The organism is Marinomonas sp. CT5, from assembly GCF_018336975.1.
Classification (GTDB): Bacteria; Pseudomonadota; Gammaproteobacteria; order Pseudomonadales; family Marinomonadaceae; genus Marinomonas.
The window spans coordinates 2,009,652-2,034,494 of record NZ_CP025572.1 but is presented as its reverse complement, the minus strand read 5'-3'; the positions used below and the strand labels follow the sequence as shown (position 1 = coordinate 2,034,494).

At 41.4% G+C, this 24,843-nt stretch carries 22 protein-coding genes and 2 pseudogenes; 15 read left to right on the top strand and 9 right to left on the bottom strand.

Going from position 1 to position 24,843, the window contains the following annotated elements; all coding sequences use genetic code 11:
* The coding region (locus C0J08_RS09505; protein ID WP_212655898.1) for a transposase at positions 1 to 440 on the top strand (440 nt) is incomplete at its 5' end.
* A 17-nt stretch (positions 441 to 457) separates the two neighbouring features.
* On the opposite strand, the pseudogene C0J08_RS09500 reads toward C0J08_RS09505, so the two are convergent.
* The 4 genes and pseudogenes from C0J08_RS09500 to C0J08_RS09480 form a co-directional block, all read right to left on the bottom strand.
* Positions 458 to 976: pseudogene (locus C0J08_RS09500) on the bottom strand (IS110 family RNA-guided transposase); the annotation flags it as partial.
* A 144-nt stretch (positions 977 to 1,120) separates the two neighbouring features.
* Positions 1,121 to 2,184: pseudogene (locus tag C0J08_RS09495) on the bottom strand (IS630 family transposase).
* Between the two features lie 34 nt (positions 2,185 to 2,218).
* Positions 2,219 to 2,857 (bottom strand): SDR family oxidoreductase, encoded by a 639-nt coding sequence (locus C0J08_RS09485; protein WP_212655896.1) that lies wholly within the window; start codon positions 2,855 to 2,857, stop codon positions 2,219 to 2,221.
* 141 nt (positions 2,858 to 2,998) lie between these two features.
* The gene (locus tag C0J08_RS09480) at positions 2,999 to 4,228 is read right to left on the bottom strand and encodes a response regulator (RefSeq protein ID WP_212655895.1); all 1,230 of its coding nucleotides are present in this window, start codon (positions 4,226 to 4,228) and stop codon (positions 2,999 to 3,001) included.
* 179 nt (positions 4,229 to 4,407) lie between these two features.
* Here C0J08_RS09480 and C0J08_RS09475 point away from each other — a divergent pair, with 179 nt between their 5' ends.
* Together C0J08_RS09475 and C0J08_RS09470 are read left to right on the top strand one after the other, a co-directional pair.
* Positions 4,408 to 4,695, top strand: coding sequence for a YkgJ family cysteine cluster protein (locus tag C0J08_RS09475; protein WP_212655894.1), 288 nt, complete (start codon positions 4,408 to 4,410; stop codon positions 4,693 to 4,695).
* Positions 4,692 to 6,362 carry a L,D-transpeptidase family protein gene (locus C0J08_RS09470; protein ID WP_212655893.1) on the top strand — a complete coding sequence of 557 codons (1,671 nt, stop codon included), beginning with the start codon at positions 4,692 to 4,694 and terminating at the stop codon, positions 6,360 to 6,362. Before C0J08_RS09475 ends, C0J08_RS09470 begins: the two co-directional genes overlap by 4 nt.
* Before the next feature lie 97 nt (positions 6,363 to 6,459).
* Here the strand turns inward: C0J08_RS09470 and rlmM are convergent, their stop codons facing one another.
* From rlmM to C0J08_RS09455, 3 genes are all read right to left on the bottom strand, one after another.
* Positions 6,460 to 7,512 (bottom strand): 23S rRNA (cytidine(2498)-2'-O)-methyltransferase RlmM, encoded by a 1,053-nt coding sequence (rlmM, locus tag C0J08_RS09465; RefSeq protein WP_212655892.1) that lies wholly within the window; start codon positions 7,510 to 7,512, stop codon positions 6,460 to 6,462.
* A gap of 46 nt (positions 7,513 to 7,558) precedes the next feature.
* Positions 7,559 to 8,230 carry a TIGR01621 family pseudouridine synthase gene (locus tag C0J08_RS09460; RefSeq protein WP_212655891.1) on the bottom strand — a complete coding sequence of 224 codons (672 nt, stop codon included), beginning with the start codon at positions 8,228 to 8,230 and terminating at the stop codon, positions 7,559 to 7,561.
* 126 nt (positions 8,231 to 8,356) lie between these two features.
* A complete protein-coding gene (locus tag C0J08_RS09455; RefSeq protein WP_249344608.1) occupies positions 8,357 to 9,433 on the bottom strand; it encodes a GGDEF domain-containing protein in 1,077 nt (358 codons plus the stop codon).
* A 530-nt stretch (positions 9,434 to 9,963) separates the two neighbouring features.
* Here C0J08_RS09455 and C0J08_RS09450 point away from each other — a divergent pair.
* From C0J08_RS09450 to C0J08_RS09400, 11 genes are all read left to right on the top strand, one after another.
* Positions 9,964 to 11,523 carry an ABC transporter ATP-binding protein gene (locus tag C0J08_RS09450; RefSeq protein ID WP_212655889.1) on the top strand — a complete coding sequence of 520 codons (1,560 nt, stop codon included), beginning with the start codon at positions 9,964 to 9,966 and terminating at the stop codon, positions 11,521 to 11,523.
* Positions 11,520 to 12,587, top strand: a complete 1,068-nt coding sequence (locus C0J08_RS09445; protein WP_212655888.1) for an ABC transporter permease — start codon at positions 11,520 to 11,522, stop codon at positions 12,585 to 12,587. The genes C0J08_RS09450 and C0J08_RS09445 overlap by 4 nt, the downstream gene beginning before the upstream one ends.
* A gap of 9 nt (positions 12,588 to 12,596) precedes the next feature.
* Positions 12,597 to 13,529, top strand: a complete 933-nt coding sequence (locus tag C0J08_RS09440; protein WP_212655887.1) for an ABC transporter permease — start codon at positions 12,597 to 12,599, stop codon at positions 13,527 to 13,529.
* A 58-nt stretch (positions 13,530 to 13,587) separates the two neighbouring features.
* Positions 13,588 to 14,655: a BMP family ABC transporter substrate-binding protein gene (locus C0J08_RS09435; RefSeq protein ID WP_212655886.1), complete on the top strand. Its 1,068-nt coding sequence runs from the start codon at positions 13,588 to 13,590 to the stop codon at positions 14,653 to 14,655.
* Between the two features lie 154 nt (positions 14,656 to 14,809).
* Positions 14,810 to 15,817: an adenosine deaminase gene (locus C0J08_RS09430; RefSeq protein ID WP_212655885.1), complete on the top strand. Its 1,008-nt coding sequence runs from the start codon at positions 14,810 to 14,812 to the stop codon at positions 15,815 to 15,817.
* Positions 15,818 to 15,920: 103 nt separating this feature from the next.
* Positions 15,921 to 16,289, top strand: a complete 369-nt coding sequence (locus C0J08_RS09425; RefSeq protein WP_212655884.1) for a DUF2750 domain-containing protein — start codon at positions 15,921 to 15,923, stop codon at positions 16,287 to 16,289.
* A gap of 90 nt (positions 16,290 to 16,379) precedes the next feature.
* On the top strand, positions 16,380 to 16,820 hold the full coding sequence (locus tag C0J08_RS09420; RefSeq protein ID WP_249344650.1) for a DUF2946 domain-containing protein: 441 nt from the start codon (positions 16,380 to 16,382) through the stop codon (positions 16,818 to 16,820).
* Between the two features lie 149 nt (positions 16,821 to 16,969).
* Entirely contained in the window at positions 16,970 to 18,361 is a 1,392-nt protein-coding gene (locus C0J08_RS09415; protein WP_212655882.1) for a PepSY-associated TM helix domain-containing protein, read from the top strand.
* Positions 18,362 to 18,523: 162 nt separating this feature from the next.
* Complete coding sequence (locus C0J08_RS09410) at positions 18,524 to 19,474, top strand: class I SAM-dependent methyltransferase (RefSeq protein WP_212655881.1); 951 nt, start codon at positions 18,524 to 18,526, stop codon at positions 19,472 to 19,474.
* Positions 19,475 to 19,492: 18 nt separating this feature from the next.
* Positions 19,493 to 19,663 carry a hypothetical protein gene (locus C0J08_RS09405; RefSeq protein ID WP_212655880.1) on the top strand — a complete coding sequence of 57 codons (171 nt, stop codon included), beginning with the start codon at positions 19,493 to 19,495 and terminating at the stop codon, positions 19,661 to 19,663.
* Positions 19,664 to 19,981: 318 nt separating this feature from the next.
* The gene (locus tag C0J08_RS09400) at positions 19,982 to 21,838 is read left to right on the top strand and encodes an LTA synthase family protein (protein WP_249344607.1); all 1,857 of its coding nucleotides are present in this window, start codon (positions 19,982 to 19,984) and stop codon (positions 21,836 to 21,838) included.
* A gap of 69 nt (positions 21,839 to 21,907) precedes the next feature.
* On the opposite strand, the gene C0J08_RS09395 is transcribed toward C0J08_RS09400, so the two are convergent.
* Both C0J08_RS09395 and C0J08_RS09390 read right to left on the bottom strand, forming a co-directional pair.
* On the bottom strand, positions 21,908 to 22,573 hold the full coding sequence (locus tag C0J08_RS09395) for a class I SAM-dependent methyltransferase (RefSeq protein WP_212655878.1): 666 nt from the start codon (positions 22,571 to 22,573) through the stop codon (positions 21,908 to 21,910).
* A 137-nt stretch (positions 22,574 to 22,710) separates the two neighbouring features.
* Entirely contained in the window at positions 22,711 to 23,607 is an 897-nt protein-coding gene (locus tag C0J08_RS09390) for a LysR family transcriptional regulator (RefSeq protein WP_212655877.1), read from the bottom strand.
* A 118-nt stretch (positions 23,608 to 23,725) separates the two neighbouring features.
* On the opposite strand from C0J08_RS09390, the gene C0J08_RS09385 reads away from it, so the two are divergent.
* The gene (locus C0J08_RS09385; RefSeq protein WP_212655876.1) at positions 23,726 to 24,787 is read left to right on the top strand and encodes a 4-oxalomesaconate tautomerase; all 1,062 of its coding nucleotides are present in this window, start codon (positions 23,726 to 23,728) and stop codon (positions 24,785 to 24,787) included.
* The last annotated feature ends 56 nt before the right edge of the window (positions 24,788 to 24,843 follow it).

Sequence of the window (24,843 nt, the reverse complement as noted above, 5' to 3'; positions counted from 1 at the left end):
CTCATAGTGATTACACAGCCGACCAAATCGCTCTGTTATATCAGCAACGCTGGGAAATTGAGTTAGGGTTCCGCGATATCAAATCTTCGATGCTTAATAACGCCATTACGCTACGCAGTAAGACCGTTGACTTAATCTACCAGGAAATGTGGGGAATGTTATTGGCCTACAATGTTGTACGCCGAGAAGCGAGCCATACAGCAGCAACACATGGTCAGCGCGCAAGTGAGATACGTTTTAAGATGGCTTTTACTTACATTGCTTCGAATTTAATCGTAATGACGGCGGCAAAGCCGGAATCAAAGACTGGAATGCGGCTTAAAGACCTAAGATCAGGGATATGTAATTTGTTTTTGGAATCAAAGAAAGCGAGGCCTAGTAGGCCTCGTATGGTAAAGCAATCAAAGACAAGATATCCGGTATCTCGTAATGCTATTTAGCTTAAGTGAACAGCATTAGGCAATGGGGCGTTTTTCTCTGCCAGCCACTGGAACACAGACTTTATTTTGCCATGACCTGCCGGAAAACTGAGTCCAAACTCTAATAAAATAGTGCCTATTCGAGACATGCAGGCTGTTCGCTCTTTGATATAGTCCAAACGTATTTTTTGAATCACCGAGATCACTTAGGCCGATTCTGTTTTGATACTCACAAAACGCATGCTAGGCCGCATCGCAGCTTCTGCAATGGCGTCCGCATCAATGTAGTCATTTTTATTGGTCTTTACGTAAGGTTTTACGTACTGAGGAGGGATGAGTTTGACCTCATAGCCAAATTTTTGACACTGACGTGCCAGCCAATGAGAGCCTCCGCAAGACTCCATTGCAATAATGGTTGGGGGTATATTCGCAAGATATTCTACCAACTTAAATCGTGTAAGTCGTTTTCGATATTGTTCTCGTCCAGCATGATCATGAGCAACAAGATGAAAAGAAGATTTGCCTAAATCGATTCCAATGATTTTAATAGTAAACATGATGGTTCGCCTCTTTGTTTAGCCACCTTCTAAGCATAGCTAAGAGTTAAGCCCCAATAAAAAACATTATGTGGTCAGTTCATTATTGGGGCTTACATTTGTAAGCAATATTAAAGTTATTAACCCAGCGGTTTTTTATATCTGCTAAGCAGCATAGCAAATTGATCTATGCTTAAAGTACTTTTTAACTCGATCTGGATGCTTCTGTAACATTCTCATATGTGAGATCACTCTTCCTTTTAAAGCTTGTTCATTCTTTGGCGCATCACCAGTGTGGATACCTGCTTTTAGATCACAATTTAGGTATTCATCTGGGTTAAGTTCAGGTGAGTATGCTGGCAAATAAAAGACTTCTATTTGCTCTTTGATTTTTGATTTTTGATTTTTGATTTTTGGCTTAGCCAACCACTCTTTTACTAACTTTGCATGATGGACTCGAAGGTTATCGAGTATCAGAAAAATCTTTTTCTTCGACGAGGAAATGAGTCTTTTCATGAAGCGAATTAATACCTTAGCGGTCATCGTATCGGAATAGGTCATAAATCGAAGCGTTCCTTGGTTTGTGACAGAAGAGATCATATTGAGACGGCAGTGCTTCGCTGGAATAACTTGGACTGGTGTTTTGCCTTTGGGAGCGAAACGACGACCATGCTGACAGTCGTTACGAGTGCCTGTTTCATCACCCCAATGTATCTCCGCGCCTTCATTCTCCGCTCTTTCCTTGATTAAAGGGTACTCTTGTTCAAGCCATTTTGAAACTTTTTGTGTGTTCTGCTCGTAAGCCTTTTTCAACGGCTTTTGTGGTGTAAAACCCCAGCGTTTTAGATAGTCTCCTATCGTTCTAATGGGCATATTCTTTCCCCACAATTGCTTGATGAGTTGTTGGATTGCCCGCCGCGTCCACAAAGCAAAATTCAACTTACACTGATCCGGCATTTTGTCTGTGATTTCTTGCTGGATGCGAGCTTCTTGTGCTTTGGTTAAGCTGCGCCCCCCCCTTCTTCGCGGCCACGCTTCTTATACTCGAAGCTGTCTTTTCCACGTTTCAAGTAGTCTCTATACCAACGACCAACGGTGTCGATATGGACTCCAGTCACTTCTGATATTTCTTTCAACAAAAAACCTTTATCACGCAGTTTAACAACTTGCTTTCGTAGTCTAGCAAGCTCGAAAGTGCTCAGTTTTCGGGGGGCTATTTTTTCGTTCATTTGGTAATTATATCAGATAATTCTTGCCGCCAGGTTAATAAACCAGCACAGTATCTACATCATAAGTGCCGCCAAAGAGTTCAAATATTTTTCCGTTTAGGTCGTCCCTAGTTAGAATAAATAATGTAGATTTAGCCACATCAGACCGAGGAATCGACATTTCTTCTAAATTATCAGGCCGTCTAATGGTAATTTTACCTTGACCTTCATCATTCGTTAATGGTCCAGGACGCACAATAGTAAAAGGTACACCAGACACCATCAAATATTGATCTGCCATATGTTTCGCTACGAGATAGGGCTTAATATCAGACGCTATTGCATCAGGGTCATCAGCACCAATACTACTCAACATAATAAAATGCTTAACATTCGCTTGTTTCGAATAATCTACAGCTTTCTTAGCGGCCCATAGATCAACCAATAACGTCTTATCAGCCCCCGTTGAAACACCTGATCCAGCGACAAAGATAACAGTATCAACACCTTCAAAAGCTTGACTAAAATCATTTTCTAAATCAGCTTCTACAATATCAAGCCCACTACTCTTAATATGATTCAACTTGCTTTTGTCACGAACAAGCGTTCGAACGGCCTCATCAGTTTCAGCTAAGGTTTTTGTAACCATCTGACCAATTTGACCACTCGCACCAATAATTAGCGTCTTACTCATTGTCTTTCTCCTTTCAGGAATCAAAACTTAATAAAGCCTTGTAAACAACTATAAGGACATCACACTAGGATAAAAGCCCAAATAAACAGTTTGCATAATTACTGGATATTCGATGAGCATTATTGATAAAAATAACGTTGTTTAGAAAACGAATACATCATGGCCGGTTTGTTTTGCTTGCCGCAAAAGCTGACCCGCTTTACGCACCAAGTCTTCAAAATGTTCCGTCGATTGCGAATATAAGCTTGCACTAAAAGAGATTGAAATTTTGGCTTCGGTAAATTCTTTCAACTTTATATCCGCCAAAAAATGCTCTACTTTACTTTTCAGATTAAGCCCGCTTTCAGACAAGATACAAAACTTCTTTCCACTAAATCGACAAACCAACTCATCATAAAATGCGGTCTGCATTTCTTGGCTTACTAAAGTTAATAAGCTATCACCCACTAAATGGCCATAGGTATCGTTTATCTCTTTGAACCTATCTAAATCGAGCATCACCAAAGAGATGTCTTTATTTGAGCTAAGGAATATTTTCTCCCCTTCTTCAAATAAATAACGTCGATTTTTCAGCTTGGTCAGAGGATCAATGCATGACAAGTCTCGAATAGCCTCGAGCATCTCCTGCGCTTCTAGGCTATGAATCACCCGACAATGAAATTCTTCATGATAAAAAGGTTTTTTAAGGAAATCATTGGCTCCTGCTTTGATGAATTTTGCAGACAATGAGTTATCACCTTCAGCAGACAGGCCTATAATCACCAAGTCTTGGAATCGTGAGTTATGCCTTAACATACGAACTAAGTCATAACCGTTCACCAAGGGCATATTGAAATCGGTAATCAACATGCTAATAGTTGAGTCTTTCTCCAACATAGCAAGTGCTTCTTGCCCGTTTTCAACTTCAATGACATTAAAGCAATACTGCTCAAGCAACACTCTAATAAAGAGGCGACTGGTGGAAGAATCCTCTGCCACTAAAACGTTTATACCTTGATTTTTTCTCAGACGCTCAATCACTTTAATCACATGATTGAAGGAGTAGCGGCTATCTTTAGCGATGTAATCCAATACACCTTTATGTAAAAGTTTAAGGCGTAAGTCGTCATCAAAATTTGCGGTTAATACCACACAAGGAATTTTATTGGACAGGACAAGATCAACAATTTCGCCATTTTCCGCATCCGGTAAATTAAGATCGACGATAGCGGCAAAGAAGGCTTCATTACCTCCTTCCAACTGATCTTCAGCTTCTTGATAGGTAGCACATAAAACCGGTGTGAAAGTTGAATTTTGAGAGAGCAAATGGTCAAGCACCTTAAGCACAACAGGACTGTCTTCGACCACTAAAATTTTTCTCACTACATTCATTCAAAAATCCTATTTTAAAAAGTAGCTCATTACTTTTTCGAACATATTTTTTTGATTATCCCCTATGAGCGACGATACCGATACTCTAAAATACAGCTTCTCTTGATCATTTGTAAAAAAACAGTAAAGCGACAATTTAAGCATTACACTTATCATTCTGTCTTTAAAGGTTATTAATTATGCAATGCCGGTCAGGCTGCGGTGCTTGCTGCACTTCACCTTCCATATCATCTCCCATACCAGGAATGCCTAACGGCAAGGCAGCGGGAGAGCCTTGCATCCAACTTTTGGACGATTATCGTTGTGCCATATTCAATGACCCATCAAGACCAAAAGTTTGCTCCGACTTTACCGCTGAAAATTACATTTGCGGAAACAGCCGAGAGGAAGCAATCAACATTTTGTCATTATTAGAAAACAACACAAGCCCCAAAGATATCGATTCATTAAAAAGGAAACATCAATGACATCCGCAAAAAAATTCCTTCCATTACTTTGTGTGAGTTTACTATTAGGTGCTTGTTCAACTACTAGCTCAAATAAACAATTTATTGTCGAACCTCCAAGTGAATCGCAAATGGAAAGTAGCGTTAAAGATCAAGTATCTTTGACATTAAATGCTTTCACTCCTGTTGCTGGTCAAGCATTGCCAAATAATAGCGTACTTGAAGCCTACCAAGCTCGTGGTTATGAACCAATGTGGATCAAGGACAAAAAGATCAGTCTGTCTATTTATAAACTGATCGACATTCTTGAGCAATCTCACTCTCACGGCCTCAACCCAATTCATTACCATACCAATATCATCAAAGAATATTTGGCGTTGAAACAACCGACACCTCAGCAGCTCGCTGAAATGGATGTAATAACCACTATTGCTTTAACCAGTTACGCCCACGACTTGAGTAATGGCCGATATGAACCTTTGCTTATTGACCCTAATTGGCAACTTGATGCTCCAAATAATAATTGGAAAGATTTGCTCTATCTGGACTCTGTAACGGATATGGTCAATTCGTTGCCTTTATTAGCACCACGTAGTCCGCAATATCAGGTCTTACAAAAATGGTTAGTGTATTACCAAGACCTCGCAGCAAAAGAAAATGACATATTCGTAGCCGCTGGCGTACCACTGTCATTTGGAGACGAGGGTCCGCGAGTGGCTCAACTAAGAGCCAGATTAGTACAGCTAGGCGATATTCGTTTTTCTACCCGAAAAGTAAATGAAGAACAATTTGATATACGCTTAAAAGACGCTCTTGTTCGTTTTCAGCGTCGGCATCACATCACAGCTGATGGCGCGGCAGGTTCTAAAACCATTGAAATGCTGAATGTGCCGCTCAAAACGCGCGCCAAGCAAATTGCTTACAACCTAGAGAGATGGCGCTGGCTACCAAGCGAACTCGAAGCAAACCGAGTCTGGGTCGATCTAACTAATTACACAGTCGATATGCATTTAAACGGCGAACACACCTCAATGAAGGCGGTGATAGGTAAGCCTGATAGAAAAACACCTGTGTTCAAAGGATTAATGACTTATATGGTCACGAATCCGACATGGAGAGTTCCACACCGTATCGCACGTGAAAATTTGTTACCTAAGCTACAAGCTGATCCAAGCTATCTTATAAAACATGGCTATAAAGTTTACTCAAGCTGGAGCATAGGTGCGAAAGAACTAGACTCAACCAAAATAGATTGGAAAGCCATTAGTGAAAATAAACTGGCATACCGCTTTGAACAAGAGCCGGATGAAGGCAATGCTCTTGGCCAATTCAAGTTTATGTTCCCTAACAAAAACGAAATCTACTTACACGATACACCATCCAAACATCTATTCCGCGAAAAAGACCGCGCTTTTAGCTCTGGCTGTGTTCGACTAGAAAAACCAATGGAGTTTGCTAGAGCCATAACCAAAGGCACTAAGCAATACAATGAAATGAACAACTCTCTCAAAAAAGGCAGCAATACGGTCATCACTCTGCCAACTTATATCCCAGTTTACTTGGTATATTTTACTGTCGTCCCAAATGCAAATGGCATGTTGGAATTCCGTAATGACATCTATGATAGAGACAGCCTAATGGAAGAAGCTATGGGCTACTCTCCTATTCGAGCTAGGGATTCCATTTAATAAAGAGCGACCTTTATTGGCTAGAATAATACCAATGAAACGCAAAAGGCCCCATAAACTACTTGTTTATGGGGCCTTTTCAACATCAAGAGAAAAATTATTTAACCATAATACAGACCGTAACTTCCTCTCGATCATGATAGAGGTGCTTTATCTGATAATGATAACTAACGCCGGATTTTCTCAATAAGTCTTCAATGGCTTGCAAACACAAGGTCACTTCTTGGTAACGTTTTTTCATTGGTAATTTTAGGTTAAAAATCGCCCTTCTTGTCCAGCCACTTGATAGCCATTTAGCCATCAGCTCAGCCACTTTAATAGGCCTTTCAACCATATCACATACTAGCCAATCGACCGTATAAGGCGGCTCATATTTGAAGCCGTCAGCCTTCTCATGTTCAACCAACCCCGTAGACATTAACTCTTTTTGCATTGGGCCATTATCAATAGCAATCACTTGAATGCCTTTTTTCACGAATTGATAGGTCCAACCGCCTGGTGCAGCACCAAGGTCAACCGCCGTCATTCCTTCAGTCAAATCAGCTTCACGCGTTTTTTCTGGAACAAACTGCAAAAAAGCTTCTTCTAACTTCAATGTAGAACGACTCGGGCCTGCCGCCGGAAAGCGCAAACGCCGAATACCCATTGGAAATTCACTACGACAAACGGCATAAGACACTCCCAAATAGGCTGCCCCACCATCCAACATAAAAACATGGTGTCGAACACCAATCGCTTTATTACGCAGCACACCTGATTTTTTCCAACCTTCTCGCAACGGCTTTTCTAATTTTTTGATTAAACCGGAAAGTGCTTTAGCCTCATTAGTATCCGCCGTTTCAATCCAAATTTCTTCCGCTAGAGGCAATTCACGAGCCGCCTCTAGCAAGGATTCAACACGACCGCCTTGCTCTAATTCAATCACATCATTTACAGCAATAATCTGACGAGCAAAGATAAGGCGATTAAAATCAAGTTGTTGAATCAATGCCTCGCCAGCATCCGCCTGATCAAAGTTATACACAACATATCCTGCATCAGAAACAACTTTTGCATATCCATAAAATCCCTTGCTACTAGCCACTTCCGATAATTCTGCCGCACAGTCTTTTTCGAACCCCTGTCGGCAATAAACCAAAACATTTTTCATTCAAATTCCTTCTCAGCCAGAACAAACCCTGCTGAGTTATATTAATTTATTTTTTAGCAGGCCATTTTAGTAACGACTCATCGTATTGAGCGGCAACAAAATCACGCAACGCTGACGAAAAATGGACTCCAAACTCAGGAAAACAGACATAACGCTTTACTTCTCCTTGCCAACTAAACTGCAAAGCGTATGCGTGTAAATAGCCTCTATCTGCTTGCTCCCCACCGTATCTAAGATCGCCTAAGATTGGCGCACCAAGACTCTTTAAGGCAACCCTTATCTGGTGAGTTTTCCCCGTCAAAGGCCTAATAATGAATAACCTAAGCCCTTGAAAATATGTAGAAAAAAACTGGGTAATGGCCATATTTTCAGTATTTTGAGTTAATTTCCATTGACCCCTTCGGCTTGGGGACATACCACCAGCAATGGTACCTTGTTTTTTCCTCGGCTTTTTAGTGGATAAAGCCAAATAACGCTTTTCCATTTCATGTTTCTCGAACATTTTTCCAAATATAGATGCCGCCACCGAATGACAAGCGACGACTAGTAAACCGGAGGTCATCTTATCAAGTCGGTGAACAGGGTAAAAAGTTTGCTCAGGATAAGCCAAAGCAAGAAACTGCATTACTCCAGTATCTTCTGACTCAGCATGAAAGCTCATTCCTTGGGGTTTATTAATAATCCAATAATCAGAACACTGAAAAAGTATCTGCAGCAAGTGAGCCTCATCACGTAAAATAAAGGAAAAATAGATTAGCCAACAAGGTTATCCACAGAGAAAGTGGACAACTCATATGTCAACATAGAAAAGAAAATATATTCCATTTTTTAAGAATTTCTTTGCTTATGATTGGTATTCTGCCTGCATAGCCAAGCGATTTCGCCCATTTCGCTTAGCCATGTACAAACCTCTATCTGCTTGAGCCAATATCTCTTCATAACGGGAAATACTAGAAGTAATAGCCGCTAAACCAATACTTACCGTCACAGGGATAACAATACCGTGATCAGTTTCTATCAGCATATCTTCTACCGCTTGCCTCATATCCTCCATGATTTTTTCCGCTTCATTTAACGTCGTGCCAGGCATAATAACAATAAACTCTTCTCCACCATAGCGGCCAATTTTATCATGGGGACGCATGACAGAGGCCATAAGCTCAGCCACATTGGCCAAAACTAAATCCCCAGCTTCATGACCAAAAGTATCATTAATTTTTTTGAAGTGATCCAAATCCACAATCGCAAAAACACATGACTCTCGGTTCATTACCGAGTCAGCAAAAATATTCACCGCATCAGCCAAGACTTTTCTACGGTTAGCCAACCCTGTTAACTCATCTTTTTCAGCTAACGCTCGCAAGTGCTGATTAACCGACTTCAATCGCTTCATAACCAGGCTCACCACCATAGAAAAATTGAAGGCGATACTAAAGAAAACCAAGATACGAATGGCTCTTTGATCTAACAAAGTTAGATAAATACTATCCATCTGAAGCAAAACACAACACAAAAACAAAATAATAGCGGCAGCAACAACACAATACTTTATAAAACGCTGCTCTGTGCTAAACACCACAAAAGCATAAACAATTACGTTGATATATAACCAATGGAAAGCGCTCTCAGCGCTAAAATAAAGCACGCTAAAAACTGTGATTTGAATCATCAGGAGAATAGGTATGATCAACTGAGCACGGTCGAAAATCCCCATGTAGTTGTAACGAAGACCAACAAAAGCAAGGACTAAACATACGACGCAAAAAAGAGCCATATAAGGCATCTGACGAAAGACAAAAATAACCAGCATCAAAACAGAGAAAGCAGCAAACATCATGTAGAAAAAGTTCACCACATGTTTTTGATTGAGGTCATTTCCATATTGGTCATCAAAGCCCAAAGTTAGAAGCCTTTTAATCATATTGTTCATGAATGAAAACACAGTGCCTCGCACTTTATACTTTATTATAGGTGTTTAAAGATAAACCAGCTAAATGCCAATATTCACGAACTCATATTGGCAAAATAATGCAGCATAATAAATGTAGACCTTGGCAAGCCGCACATTCTACATAACCAGCCACTTTTTTCCTATTGCTTAAAACCATAAGCAAGTTTCCCGCAAAAAATACCTCTTTATAAAAGTATCGTTAGAAAAAAACTAAGGGTTAAAGACAATCTAACAATTATTCCGTATTCTACGCGCCATCGTGCAATCTGCTTTTTGGCATGAATATTGATAACTGCATATTATATAACTAGAAACGAATCAAAAACATTAACTAATCGGTCAAAGTTATCTAAAAGCACCTAATTTTTCGCACCAAAAAAGGCAACATTAAGTCCAAATTGGTGCATGAGACATAAAAATTAGAACCAACTAGTACCAATACGCATACAAATAAGAAATGCGTTCTTTCATCTAACGCTTAATAATAAGGTGCCGGAACATTGAATAAACACAATTTGGTATCACGCCTAGAACTTGACAGCATTACCAAACAGTACCCAGGCTGCCTTGCTAATGACAATATTAGCCTGACTCTAATGCCAGGAGAGATCCATGCTTTGCTGGGTGAAAATGGCGCAGGCAAAAGCACTTTGGTAAAAACCATTTATGGTGTCGTTGCTCCTGATAAAGGCGACATTATTTGGGATGGGAAAGAAGTCAGTATTAAATCTCCATCTATTGCCCGTGATTTAGGTATAGGCATGGTGTTTCAACACTTCTCTTTATTTGAAACACTAACCGTTAGCCAAAATATTGAGCTTTGCTTAAGTAAAGTCCAATTAAATAAAATAGGCGATTTGTCAGCAAGAATCACTCAGCTTTCTAAAGAGTATGGATTAAACGTCGACCCAAGCCGATATGTCCACTCCCTGTCGATAGGTGAAAGACAACGTGTTGAAATTATGCGTTGCCTTGTTCAGTCGGTAAAACTGCTCATTTTAGATGAGCCAACCTCTGTTTTGACCCCACAAGAAGTCACAGGCCTATTTGGTGTTTTGCGCACACTTTCTAGCGAAGGTTGCAGCATTTTATTCATTAGCCACAAACTTCACGAAGTTACTGAAATTTGTCATAAAGCCACTATTTTACGTGGTGGAAAAGTCGTCGATACATGTGTTCCTCATGAAGAAACCCCCGCCTCAATTGCAAAAATGATGGTAGGAGATCTTGCCGAGCAAGATGCTGGATACGTAAAAAGAGAAGGCACGGAAAACGTTTTTACCGTTGACAATCTATCACTTCCAGCCAAGCAACCCTTTGGAACATCGCTTAAAGACATTAATTTTTCGTTAAAGTCCGGAGAAATTCTTGGTATTGCTGGCGTTGCCGGCAACGGTCAAGATGAATTAATGGCGATAATAAGCGGTGAAGATGATCGTAATGTAAATAGAAGCTTATCACTTGGCGATCTTCACATTGGTCATTTACACGCTGGCGCTCGTCGCAAGCTCGGTATGGCCTATGTGCCCGAAGAAAGATTGGGACGAGGCGCTGTTCCAGAAATGAGTTTAACGGAAAATACTTTGCTAACGCACAGTGATGGTTTTGTCAAAAACGGTCTTGTTGAATGGCAAAGTATCAAAGACTATACCGCCCAACTCATCGCCAAGTATAAAGTAAAATGTCATGGTGAATTTTCTGAAGCCAAAAGCTTAAGTGGCGGCAACTTACAGAAATTTATTATGGGACGCGAAATTGGTCAAAACCCCAAAGTACTTATATGCGCACACCCAACTTGGGGGGTCGATGTGGGTGCGGCCCTTGCTATTCACCAAGCCCTGTTAGAACTTCGAGATCAAGGTGCAGCTATCCTTCTTATTTCTGAAGATATAGATGAGCTTTTTCTGTTAGCTGATCGTATGGCCGCGGTTTGTGATGGCTACTTATCTCCTGTGGTAAAAACTCAAACAACCAATATAGATCAAATAGGACAATGGATGGCGGGAACGTTTATTAATGACACGTCCGCTCATTCACAAGAACAAGAGGCCCAGGCATGATACGCATTCAAGCTCGTACCGAGCCAAGCTCATTAATGAAAGTGGCCTCCCCGCTACTTGCTATCGCATTAACCTTAATCTTTGGCAGTATTCTATTTTCTGCTATAGGTAAATCTCCATCACAGGCCTTACATGTATTATTGATCGCTCCACTATCAGACAGTTACAACATTGGAGAAATGTTCGTCAAAATGGGGCCATTACTGCTCTGCGCGGTCGGTCTTTCTTTATGCTACCGAGCTAATATGTGGAACATAGGCGCTGAAGGACAACTTCTAGCGGGGGCACTAGGCGGATCAGCCATGGCGCTTTATTTTGTCAATTCAGAATCCGCTCTTGCCCTGCCGATTACTCTATTAGCAGGTATCGCATCTGGCATGATTTGGGCAGCGGTTCCTACCTTTTTAAAATTACGTTTTAATTCAAACTTAATCCTAACCACTATCATGTTTAACTATATCGCCTTGTATCTGCTTATTTGGGCGGTACACGGACCTTTACGTGACCCACAAGGTTTTGGCTTCCCTGAATCTGCCATGTTCTCAGATGCCACACTACTACCAACCCTATTTGAAAGCAGCCGAATTCATCTTGGCATTGTATTCGCAATCATTGCTGCGTTTGTTGCTTGGTTCATTTTGAGTAAATCACACCTTGGTTTTCAAATTAGAGTTTTCGGTGCTGATGAGCCAGCAGCGAAATATGCTGGTTTTAGCGGCAAAAAGCTCAGCTGGGTTGTCATGCTTTTTGCTGGTGCCTTAGCGGGCCTAGCTGGCGTCAGTGAAACAACTGGACCAATAGGGCAACTGGTTCCTAATGTCTCACCGGGCTACGGTTACTCAGCTATCATTGTCGCCTATTTAGGTCGCTTACATCCTCTGGGGGCAATTATTGCAGCTGTATTTATGGCGGTACTTTATATGGGAGGAGATTTAGCACAAATTGAAATGGGCATTCCAGTTGCCGTAGTCAGTATGTTTCAAGGCGTTTTACTCTTCTTTCTACTGGCATGTGATTTTTTCATCAATAATCGCCTCGCCTTTTCTAATCAAGCGACAAATTAGGAGCCTATTTTGGACTCAGATCTAATCATACAAATCTTATTTGCCGCTGTAAAAACCGGCACACCGTTACTCTTTATTGCTTTGGGAGAAGTCATTTGTGAAAAGTCAGGAGTATTAAATCTTGGCCAAGAAGGCATGATGCTCATGGGCGCAGTAGTAGGCTTTTTAGCCGCGTATAGTACGGGAAGCGCAGGCCTAGGCGTACTTGCCGCTATGATCATGGGTTGTGTAATGAGCCTTATCTTTGCAGTGCTTGTCCTCCATATTGGAGCAAACCAAGTGGCAACTGGACTTGCTCTAACCATCTTCGGTACAGGGTTAAGCGCTTTCATTGGCTCTGGGGTTGTCGGTCAAACCATTCAGGGCTTTCAACCTATTGCCATTCCATTGCTATCAGACATTCCTTTTCTTGGCCGTATATTGTTTAGTCATGACATTTTGGTGTACAGCTCTTTCATAATGACCTTTGCGCTTATCTTTATAGTCAACAAAACCCGTATTGGCTTAACGCTAAAAGCGGTAGGTGAAAATCCTCACGCAGCGAATGCAATTGGTATAAAGGTACTCAGAGTGCGCTATTTAGCGGTAATGTTCGGCGGTATCATGGCTGGCATTTCTGGTGCTTACATGTCCTTGGTGTATACGCCGATGTGGGTAGAAAATATGACAGCAGGACGAGGTTGGATTGCCCTTGCTCTTGTTGTTTTTGCCTCATGGCGTGTTGGTCGAATCATGTTAGGCGCCTATTTATTCGGTTTAGCCAGTATTATGCACCTGGTTCTGCAAGGTTTAGGCTGGTCTATTTCCCCAAACTTGTTGGCTATGCTGCCATATGTCGCCACTGTCATAGTGATGGTCATTATCAGCGCCGACAAATTCAAAGAAAAACTCTTGGCCCCAAGATCGCTGGGTAAATCTTTCGACCCGAGACAAATGGCCTAATTTAAAATCACTTTAATCACATTAAATAAAAAGCCTTCGGGCGCAAAAGGAGCAAGCAATGAAACTGAAAAGTTTGTTAGTCGGTGTTGGGCTTTTAGCTGGAGCAAGTTTTGTTCAAGCAGAAGAACCGCTAAAAGTGGGTTTTGTCTACGTTGGTCCAGTCGGAGATCTTGGCTGGAGTTACGAGCACGACATGGGACGAAAAGGCTTAGAAGAATATTTTGGTGACAAAGTAAAAACTACTTATGTTGAAAATGTACCTGAAGGCGCCGATGCTGAACGAGTCATTACTCAACTAGCCAAAGCTGGCAACGATCTCATTTTCACAACGTCTTTTGGTTTTATGAACCCGACAGTGAAAGTGGCGAAACGCTTTCCTAAAGTAAAATTTGAGCACGCCACAGGTTACAAACTCTCTAAAAACCTTGGAACCTATGTTCTTCGCACCTACGAAGGTCGTTACATTTCAGGCGTAACTGCGGGCATGATGACCAAAACTAACACTATAGGTTATATCGGTTCTTTCCCAATTCCTGAGGTTATCCGCGATATAAATGCCGCCTACATGGGGGCAAAGAGTGTTAATCCAGACGTAAAAATGAAAATTGTTTGGGCAAACACTTGGTATGATCCAGGTAAAGAAACCGATGCGGCAAACGCTTTAATGGACCAAGGCGTGGATGTAATGCTTCAACATACAGACAGCCCTGCACCACTTATTGCAGCAGAAAAACGTGGCTTACGCGCTATCGGCCAAGCTTCAGACCAAAGCAAGTTTGCTCCTAACGCTCACATTTTTTCTGTACGTGACAACTGGACGCCCTACTACATCAAACAGGTTCAAGCCGTTATGGATGGCACTTGGAAACCTAAAGATTTCTGGGGTGGATTTCAAGATGACATGCTAACGTTAGCGTCTATTAACCCGAACCTGCCTAAAGACGTTCGAGCTAAAATCGATGCAACATTAGCGTCCATCAAATCGGGTGAATTCAAACCATTCACAGGTCCTATTAAAGACAACAAAGGCAACATCGCTGTTCCTGCCAATCATTCATTAACAGATAAAGAGCTTGCTCAAGTTAATTGGTACGTTGAAGGCATTACAGACGAAATTCCTCACTAATCCCTTCATTATCTATATACAGCCAGCCATGCTGGCTGTATATTCTGCCGATTTTTCTAAGAGCTATACTCTAAACACAACGACTCATTCTTTTTCATCTTCGTATTTATCGTTATATTTAAAAATGAAAGGCAAAGCAGCATAAGGCAATCCTATGGAAACACTGATCGAATTATCCCAAAAAATGCCCAAAACCGAACTTCACTTACATATTGAAGGCACCTTTGAGCCAGAGCAGATGTTCGCCATAGCACAGCGCAACAAAGTGTCACTAAAATACAACACGGTCGAAGAGCTAAAAGCTGCCTACCAATTCACCAACCTTCAAGACTTTCTAGACCTTTATTATCAAGGCATGTCTGTACTTCTTCATGAAGTCGACTTCTATGACCTAACCATGGCGTATTTAAAGAAAGTACACAGTGAAAATGTGGTTCATGTAGAGATCTTTTTTGACCCACAGGGCCATTTATCTCGCGGTGTCAGCTTTGAAACCCAAATTAAAGGCATTTATAACGCTCTCAAAGATGCCGAGACACAATGGGGAATGACATCAAAACTTATCATGTCATTTCTAAGACACCTAAGTGAAGAGAGCGCGTTTGAAACCCTAGAACTCGCCAAACCTTATTTAAACTGGATTGATGCTGTTGGGCTAGATAGCTCAGAGGTTGGACACCCACCAGAAAAGTTTTTAAACGTCTTTGAAGCCTCTAAGAAGCTTGGATTGAAAGTAACCGCGCACGCTGGAGAGGAAGGTCCACCAGACTATGTGTGGCAAGCAATTGAGCAGATCGGCGTAGATAGAATTGACCACGGCAATAGAGCATTGGAAGATGACAAGCTCATTAACGAAATCAAACAGCGTAATTTAACACTCACTGTTTGCCCTCTTTCAAACCTAAAGCTTTGCGTTGTGGATGACATGAAAGACCATCCTATCAAACGCATGCTCGCACTTAACCTTCACGCAACAGTAAACTCAGATGATCCAGCCTATTTTGGCGGTTATATGAATGATAACTACCAATCACTGATCAAGAATACAAAGATAACGAAAGAAGAGCTATTTCAACTGGCTAAGAACGGTATTTTAGGCAGCTGGATGGCAGACCAACAAAAAGAGCACCACCTTAAAGAGCTAAACACCCTGTTTGCCTAACGCACGTTACCTCCAACACATTGACTAAAAAAGCCGAATAGAACTCATCACTCTTTTTGGTCAATGTGTTAAGATTGCTTTTTTATCAGCCTGAGTTCCATTCATGTCAAACACCATCCTTCTTGATGATACTTTCTACCGCTTACCAAGCAGCCAACGCTACGATCATGTAATTGATCTTATTAAAAAAGGCTCATCATTATGGACGCTTGCTGATACTGAGGGCTGCCTAATTATCAACCTAGGTAGCGACAAAGTATTGCCTATTTGGCCTGCTGCGCAGCTGGCTTTGGCTTGGGCAGATAAGGACTATCAAGGCTTTACCTGTTTAGAGATCACCCCCGAAGCTTGGGCGGAAAAGTGGCTACCAGGCATGCAAAATGACGGCTTCTCTGTCGGCGTAGCACCCAATCTTGCTGGGGAATGCATCGTATCTTCTGCAGAAGAACACGCAGCCGATTTAAAAGTCTAATTTCACTTTTTTATTTAAGATAAACGCGCAGTGAATTTTCAATTAAAAAGCCTTCCATTAGAAGGCAGAAAATTAAAAACTCGTCGAAATATGCTTACGCGATTTGCCGTCTGCGTTTGCTTATTTGCCGTTTTTCTTATTTATTTTGCCCCACTTTTCTCACAGATTAGCAACGCCCTCTCTCCTCACTCGACTATGATGCCCATGGGAAGCATGTCTATGGACATGCCAATGTCGAGTCACATACATGATAAGATGCTTGCAAAGCATTCACATCATCAAACATCACAAGAGAGTCCTGTTCATGCTGGACATCATGGACATCACAACCATGGCGAAAACGCGAACCTACTAGAAGCCTGTGGCTATTGTTCACTCCTATTCCATTTAAACTGGATTGATGCCAAAACCTTTGAGCTTATACCACTAATACCAAGCCCTTACCCAAATATCGTCACGATTATCCTTTCGCACAAATACGATGTGCCTATTACCTCAATACAGCCTAGAGCGCCTCCAGCAACCTCTTGATCTTCATTTAAGTTTAAACAAAATCGACGCCAGCGCTCCTGACACACCAGTGCCAGCGTTTTTGCGCGCGTCTTTCATGACAATAGAAAAGTGAGTGATCTTACTCAGAGGCGTTGTTTTGCCCTTTTCTATGGAACGAGAAATAAAATATGTCGACACAAACTAAAAGCAAAGCATCTGAATCTTCTTCAAACGCTATGCTTCTTCTCATTACCAGATTGCACTTTTATATTGGTCTTTTTGTTGCGCCTTTCATTTTTGTAGCGGCGCTTACTGGAACTATCTATGTCATAACCCCACAGCTTGAGAACATCATCTATAAAGATGTATTAACAACGCAAAGTGTTGGTGAAAATCAGTCTCTTGCTAAGCAAATTGCCGCTGCAAGGTCTTACCTGAAAAGTGACTTAACGCTCTTCGCTGTACGCCCTGCTCCAGAAAAGGGTGACACCACCCGAGTTATGTTCTTGGACCCAAGTGCACAGCATTCTGGGGCTAGAGCCATTTTCATTGATCCAGTCACTCTAAATGTGACAGGAAACCTCGCCGTATACGGTACAAGTGGTATTCTTCCCCTTAGAACAACCATCGACTTTATGCATCGCCAGTTACTTCTGGGAGAATTCGGCCGCTATTACAGCGAACTTGCGGCTTCTTGGCTTTGGATTGCGGCACTAGGTGGCCTTTTCCTTTGGTACAAAGGTGGCAAGAAAAATAAAGCGGAATTTGCCAGTAGAACAGAACATCTACGCAAACGTAGACGCCATTACCAAGTCGGTTTATGTATTTTTCTAGGACTGATATTCGTTTCGATAACCGGATTAACCTGGTCTAAGTGGGCTGGTGCAAATATTGGCACCCTGCGTTCAAGTATCGGTTGGGTAACGCCTTCTGTTGATAGAGATTTAAGCGCAAGCAGCCACAAAACCATGACTTCGGATGAGCACGCTGATCATTTAAATCACCCAAGTCACAAACATGCACAAGCAAAACAACCAGCCGAAAAGTTTGAAAACACAGACCTACTTTTTGATGGCGTATTAAATGCAGCAAGAAAGGCAGGTATCGACGCTAATAAGCTCGAAATCAAACCCTCTAGCACAAAAGATAAAGCTTGGTTCGTTCGAGAGATCGATCGCTCTTGGCCTACACAAGTAGACAGTGTTGCTGTCGACGCTAGCACAATGACAGTAACCAGCCGCGCTGACTTTGCCATCTTCCCTATTGTTGCTAAATTGATTCGTTGGGGAATCGATGGTCACATGGGAATCCTATTCGGGTTGGCAAACCAAATCATTCTTGCAGCATTTGGTTTATCTCTATGCTTCATGATCATTTGGGGATACAGAATGTGGTGGATTCGTCGCCCACAGGCTTGCTCTACCTCAAAACCTTTGCTTCAAGCATGGTCAAGACTCTCTACACTTCAAAAAGTCATCACAACAGTCATTGCCATTGCGCTGGGATTCAGCTTACCCGTCATGGGAGTGAGCCTAGTGGTCTTTTTGTTGATTGATGCTTACCGCTGGAAGCTTCAATAATCAACCGCACCAACCTCATCGAGCCAAAGTGCTTGGCTCGATGAGCATTTCCTCTCCCCACTTTTCAGCTCGACCAGTCTTATTTTCAGGCTTTTTCTGGCCTCTTGTATGGTTATCAGTAAAATACGTGGTCTTATTTATTAGCATTAGAACATCGACTTTATGGACACGCAGTCTCTCGAAACACTTTCTGAACAAGTCTTAATCAAGCTAGCGGAAGCACCTCAAGGGGTCCAACGCCTTTTCCATGGACGTGGCCGTTGCTTTCCAGGCCTTGAGCAAATCACTGTCGACTGGCTAGATGGCCAAATACTCATCTCTCTTTTTAAAGAACCTTCCGCTGAAGCATTAGATAAATTAAATAATGAAATTATCAAATGGACGATACAAACGGAGTGGCATACTGCTAAAGCCAGATCTGTACTCCTTCAGCACAGAAGCAGAGAGCAAAGTCCAACAGAGTGTCTATGGGGTGACTTTAAAGAACAGCAAGTTGTGAATGAAGACGGCTTATTTTTTCAGCTTGATCTAGGTAAAAACCAAAACTCTGGGCTTTTTCTAGATATGAGATATGGCCGCCGTTGGGTAAAAGAAAACAGTCGCAACAAACGTGTGCTGAATCTCTTTGCTTATACCTGCGGCTTCTCCGTTGCCGCCATTTCAGGCGGTGCGGACTTTGTTGTAAATCTTGATATGGCAAAATCTGTGCTGAGTCGAGGCAGAGAAAATCATCGCCTCAATCAACATGACACAAACAAAGTAAAATTCTTCGCCCATGACATTTTCAAATCTTGGGGAAAGATAAAAAAATATGGTCAATACGACCTCATTGTTATTGATCCTCCGACGTTCCAACGCGGAAGCTTTGCTTTAACCAAAGACTATCAGAAAATATTAAGACGCCTTCCAGAGCTACTAACTGAAAACGGTCAAGTGCTAGCCTGTGTCAACGACCCAAGCATCCCGGCTCAATTCTTAATTGATGGCATGCGTGAAGAAGCACCCTGCTTAGAGTTTCAATATAGACTCGACAATCCTCCAGAGTTTATGGATATCGATATCGAAAGCGGTTTGAAAGCCCTCATATTCAAAAATACCTCCACCCCAAATTAACCCATTAAGGATCATATTATGACGAAAACAATCATCACATTTGAGTACGAGAAAGAAACCAAAAATAGCGTGCGTTATCAGGAAGTACCAGAAGAAGGAAAAGCGCCGATCATGGGAACTTTGTATGTACAAAAATGGTTTGCCGGTACCACTAAAAACCTTGAAATTACGATAGAGAAAAAAGACTAGAAAACAAAACTGGCTTTTACATTGTAATAAAACAAACGCTTACCGTTTTTATTACTTAAATTGCAGGCTGTAAGCGTAGTCTTCAAATTAATCACACTTGACATAAAACTTCTAGAATAAGGGCCACTTGATTGTAGAAACTTATTTTTTACTTTATTTTTACTTATATTGTTATATATTTGCACGCTTAATCTATTCACTGGACATGATATGCTGCAAAACAACAACCTGTGGAGACGAGCCCTGTCACCACTCAAACCGTATTTGTTTTTTTTCACCATTACCCTCTTTTGCCTAACCCTAAGTAGACTTCTACTAATGATTTGGCAGTCTGATCGAGTAGGCAGCACAGATAACTGGATAACATTATTAGGCTTTGGCTTACGAATTGATGTCGCATCTATATGTTTTATTGTTGGTATACCGGCCGCGATTAGCTTATTAATCTCAGGCATACCTTATATCAACAAAGTTTGGGATGTGCTTACTCGAATTTGGTTAACCGCAGCCTTTATCATGTTCATTTTCATGGAAGCATCTACTCCCGCTTTTATTGACGAATACAGCTTAAGACCCAATCGACTTTTTGTAGAATACCTAATATATCCAAAAGAAGTTTTCTCTATGTTGGCCGAAGGCCATAAACTGACTTTATTTTTAACCTCATTGGTTACTATCATTACGGTGGTCTTATCGTATAAATTTTTTAAAAAACAGCATATTTTTCATCGACCACAACCCAAATGGTATCAACGCCCCATATTGATGGTAATTGTTTTTTTACTTGCTTTCCTTGGTGCTAGATCCAGTTTACAACATCGAGCAATTAACCCTAGCTACACCGCCTTTACTAATGATCCTTTGGTTAATAGTTTAACCCTTAATTCCACATATTCATTGTTGTATGCCGTCAGCGAGATCGCCGATGAAGTGAGTTCTTTCGAGCTTTATCCTAAGATGCAACAAGAGCAAATCATTACCGAAATTCACCAAGCCATGGGAATGACTCAAGAACAATTCCCTTCAACAGAATATCCAACCTTACACAAGCAAATAGCCACAAAACATTTTGAGCGCCCAAAAAACCTTGTCATTATTCTTGAAGAAAGCTTAGGTGCACAATTTGTTGGCAGCTTAGGTGGTCTTCCATTAACCCCAGAATACGATAAATTAGTTCCTGAAGGTTGGTCTTTCAGCCAACTCTATGCTACAGGAACACGCTCTGTACGAGGCATTGAAGCGGTCGTAACAGGATTTGTTCCCACACCCGCACGCAGTACTGTAAAGCTCCCAAACTCACAAACAGACTTTTTTACTCTGGCTAAATTACTGGGGCAACAAGGCTACGACAGTAACTTCATTTATGGTGGCGGAGCTCATTTCGACAATATGAAATCCTTCTTCTTGGGTAATGGTTTTCAATCGATCATCGAGGAAAAAGATTTTGTTAACCCAGAATTCGTAGGTTCTTGGGGAGTAAGTGACGAAGACCTTTTCACCAAAGCAAACCAAGATTTTGTTGAAAAATCAAAAACAGGCAGGCCTTTTTTTAGCCTAGTATTCAGTTCATCAAATCATGACCCGTACGAGTTTCCCGATAATAAAATCGAGTTATACAACTCCCCGAAAGCCACTCGCGAAAATGCTGTTAAATACGCAGATCACGCCATCGGACATTTTTTCAAGTTAGCGAAACAAGAAGACTATTGGAAGAACACTATATTCTTAATCGTTGCGGATCATGATGCTAGAACCCGACACCCTGAGCTAGTGCCAATTACTAGCTTCCACATTCCGGCACTTATCTTAGGAGACGGAATTAAACCCAAACAAGACAATCGAATTGCCAGCCAAATCGATTTAGCACCGACACTTTTATCATTAATGGGCATAGACTCAAACACTCCTATGATTGGACAAGATATGACCAAAGCAAGTGATAATTATATTGGCCGCGCCATCATGCAGTTTAATCAAAATCAAGCCTATATGAGGGGTAATAAAGTAGTAGTATTACAACCCAACAAACCGGCAAAAACCTTTATCTATGAAAACAAAACCTTATTACCCAGTAATGATGTAGGAATAGATTTAGTTAACCGAGCAATTGCTCATCCTCTACTCGGCACATGGTTATATAATCAAAAAAAATACAATATTCCTGATACTGAGTAATAACACTTAAATAAAAATGCCGAGCATAATACTCGGCATTTTTATCTCGCTCTTTTATCATAAACCCTATTAAACTTTTGCAATTCCCTTTTGATAACTCAATATTTGCCCCTTAAAAGTAGATTCCAAATAATCAATATTGTCAGGCTTACGCTGAGTATGCGTATAACCTAAAGCCACCATTTTTTTACTGAAGGGCGCATGATGACCTCGCCCAGGATCTACCAAAATAACCAAACAATTTTCGGCAGCATGTTTTTCAATAAACGCCGATAAAAGATCAACATGAAAACGCTCATACAGAATATCACTGCCAATAATGCAATCGTATTTGCCCAGATCAGTACTAGTATCCTGCCAACTTGCTCTGATAAAAGGGATTGGCTGGTCGCCATTTAACAGTGCATTTTCCTTAAGAAAATTACCCGCTTCTGGGTGATAATCTGTTGCCGTAATATTTGCAAGCCGATGATTCAGAATCAGACTTGCAAGCCCAATCCCACAACCGACTTCCAGTATCTTTAGCCCCTCTATTTCATGCTTAAACATTAGATGAGCAAGGACTTCACCTGATGGCCAAATTACGCCAAACAAAGGCCATACAGCAGGTGAAATACCTAAATTTAAAGCAACATCATTATCATCAGAAAACTCTTGATTATCACGTAATGTACGTACATGAATATCGGTCTTATCAAACTCAAGCGTTTGATAACGAACTCGAAAACGAGACATAACAGTCCTTGAATGGGTATGCGTTAATAGCGAACGCTATTAAGCTAAGTCCCCATACTAGTCTTATTGAGCGTAATTACCTAAGTTTAGTTCATAGCATTTTTAAAATGCCTATTTCCACGATCGTGAAAGATAAATTAATTCGCCGACCAGTGTTCCAACAATATATTGATAAATAGATCGGCAGCAGAGGAAACAGAGGTTGAGCTTCGCTTAACAAGCCCAATGGAACGATCTATTTTCTGCCCTTTAAGCGGCCTAGAAGTTAATACAGATGCACTACTTAATGGCATAGCCAGTTTGGGGACAATGGATATTCCCAATCCCATTTCAACCAACCCCAGAGAAGTGGATAAATGTTGGACCTCATAGAAACTATTGAGCTGCACTTGATCTCTTGCTAAGGACTTATCCAGCAAAATTCGGTTACCACTAGCACGCCCAACACTAATCAATTTATACGGCTCCATATCCTTCCACGAAACCTCTTCCAACTCACATAATGGATGATCCTTACGTAAGCACACCACAAATGGATCGTCGAGTAGTGGCGTGAAAGACACCTCTGGATGTTGGGCAATAGCCATATTGATACCAAAGTCTGCATCGCCACGAATTACTGACTCCAATCCATGGTTGGCACTCTCATCTAAAATTTGAATCCGAATTCCAGGATAACGCTCATTAAAAACATTGATAACACTGGGCAAGAAATAGAAGGCAGCAGTTGGAATACAAGCTATGGTCACTTTTCCCTTTTGTTGAGACGCCATATCTTTTATCCCCAACACAGACAGCTCGAATTCTTCCACCATCCGCCGCGCTTTCGGTAAAAATTCACGTCCGACAGAAGTCAACCATGTTTTTCGAGTGGTTCTCTCAAACAAAGGCGCCCCCAATATCGCTTCTAATTTTTGCATTCTTCGACTTAAGGCAGGCTGAGATAAAAAGGTTAATTCAGCGGCATCATGAAAGTTTCCGGTCTCCGCAATACGTATGAATATGACTAAATCTTTAAATTCTATTTGATGCATTCCCACCACCATTGATACGTTTTAGTTATCAATTATGACTTATCTTTGCATTTGATGCACGAATACAAATTATGAGACTTTAGCGACAAGATATTACAACAATAAAGGTTTACTAAAAATGTCACAGACAATACCTTGCATCATCATGCGTGGCGGCACTTCTAGAGGGCCCTACCTGCAGATATCTGATCTTCCACAAGATCGAGATGCTTGCGCTGATGTTTTAATGAAAATCATGGGATCCGGCCATGAACTTCAACTAGATGGCATTGGCGGCGGAAATAGCTTAACCAGTAAAGTTGCCATGGTAGGCAAATCCACCCACCCAGACGCTGATGTTGATTACTTGTTTGCTCAGGTTGCTATCACTGAAAAGTCTGTCGATTTCTCACCTAACTGCGGCAACATGTTGGCTGGCGTAGCTCCTTACGCAATCGAAACAGGATTATTTCCGGCTAGCGAAGGCAAAACAACGGTACGAATTCACAACCTTAATACAGGAAAAATCATTCACTCTACTGTGCAAACACCAAATGGCAAGGTCAATTACGCTGGTGACACCATTATCAGTGGAGCAAATTTTCCAAGCGCCCCAATTGAACTTACCTTCTACAATGTTGAAGGAGCTAAAACAGGCCACCTACTTCCAACAGGCAACGTATCCGACATTATCGAGTCCATTGAAGTAACCTGTATCGATGCTGCGACTCCGGTTATTTTAATCCAAGCAAGCGATCTTGGAAAAACAGGATACGAAACGCCAGCAGAATTAGACAGCGACGTAGAATTCATGGCTCGTTTAGAAGTGATTCGCCTTCAGGCTGGCAAACTTATGGGCATGGGCGATGTGTCAAAGTCCGTCATTCCAAAACCTATTTTACTTTCTCCAGCTCGCTTTGATGGGGCTATCAATGCCCGCTACTTTGTTCCACACAAATGCCACAAAGCCTTAGCTGTGACGGGAAGTATCGCTATTGTAACAGCATGCTGCCGACCAGGTACGGTAGCAGCCAAGCTTATAGGAAATAAAGGTTCTGAGCCTTTTTTCACGCTTGAACATCCTTCGGGAAAAATAGAGCTAAGCGTTCAACGCAAGGAGGACGACCCATCTGCATTAAATAGTGTATCGGTAATTCGAACAGCTAAAAAAATAATGTCAGGTACGGTTTATCTAAACTAACTTTCAATATAGCAATATTAAAGTATTGAAGATTCATAAAAACAAGAAAGGTGAAA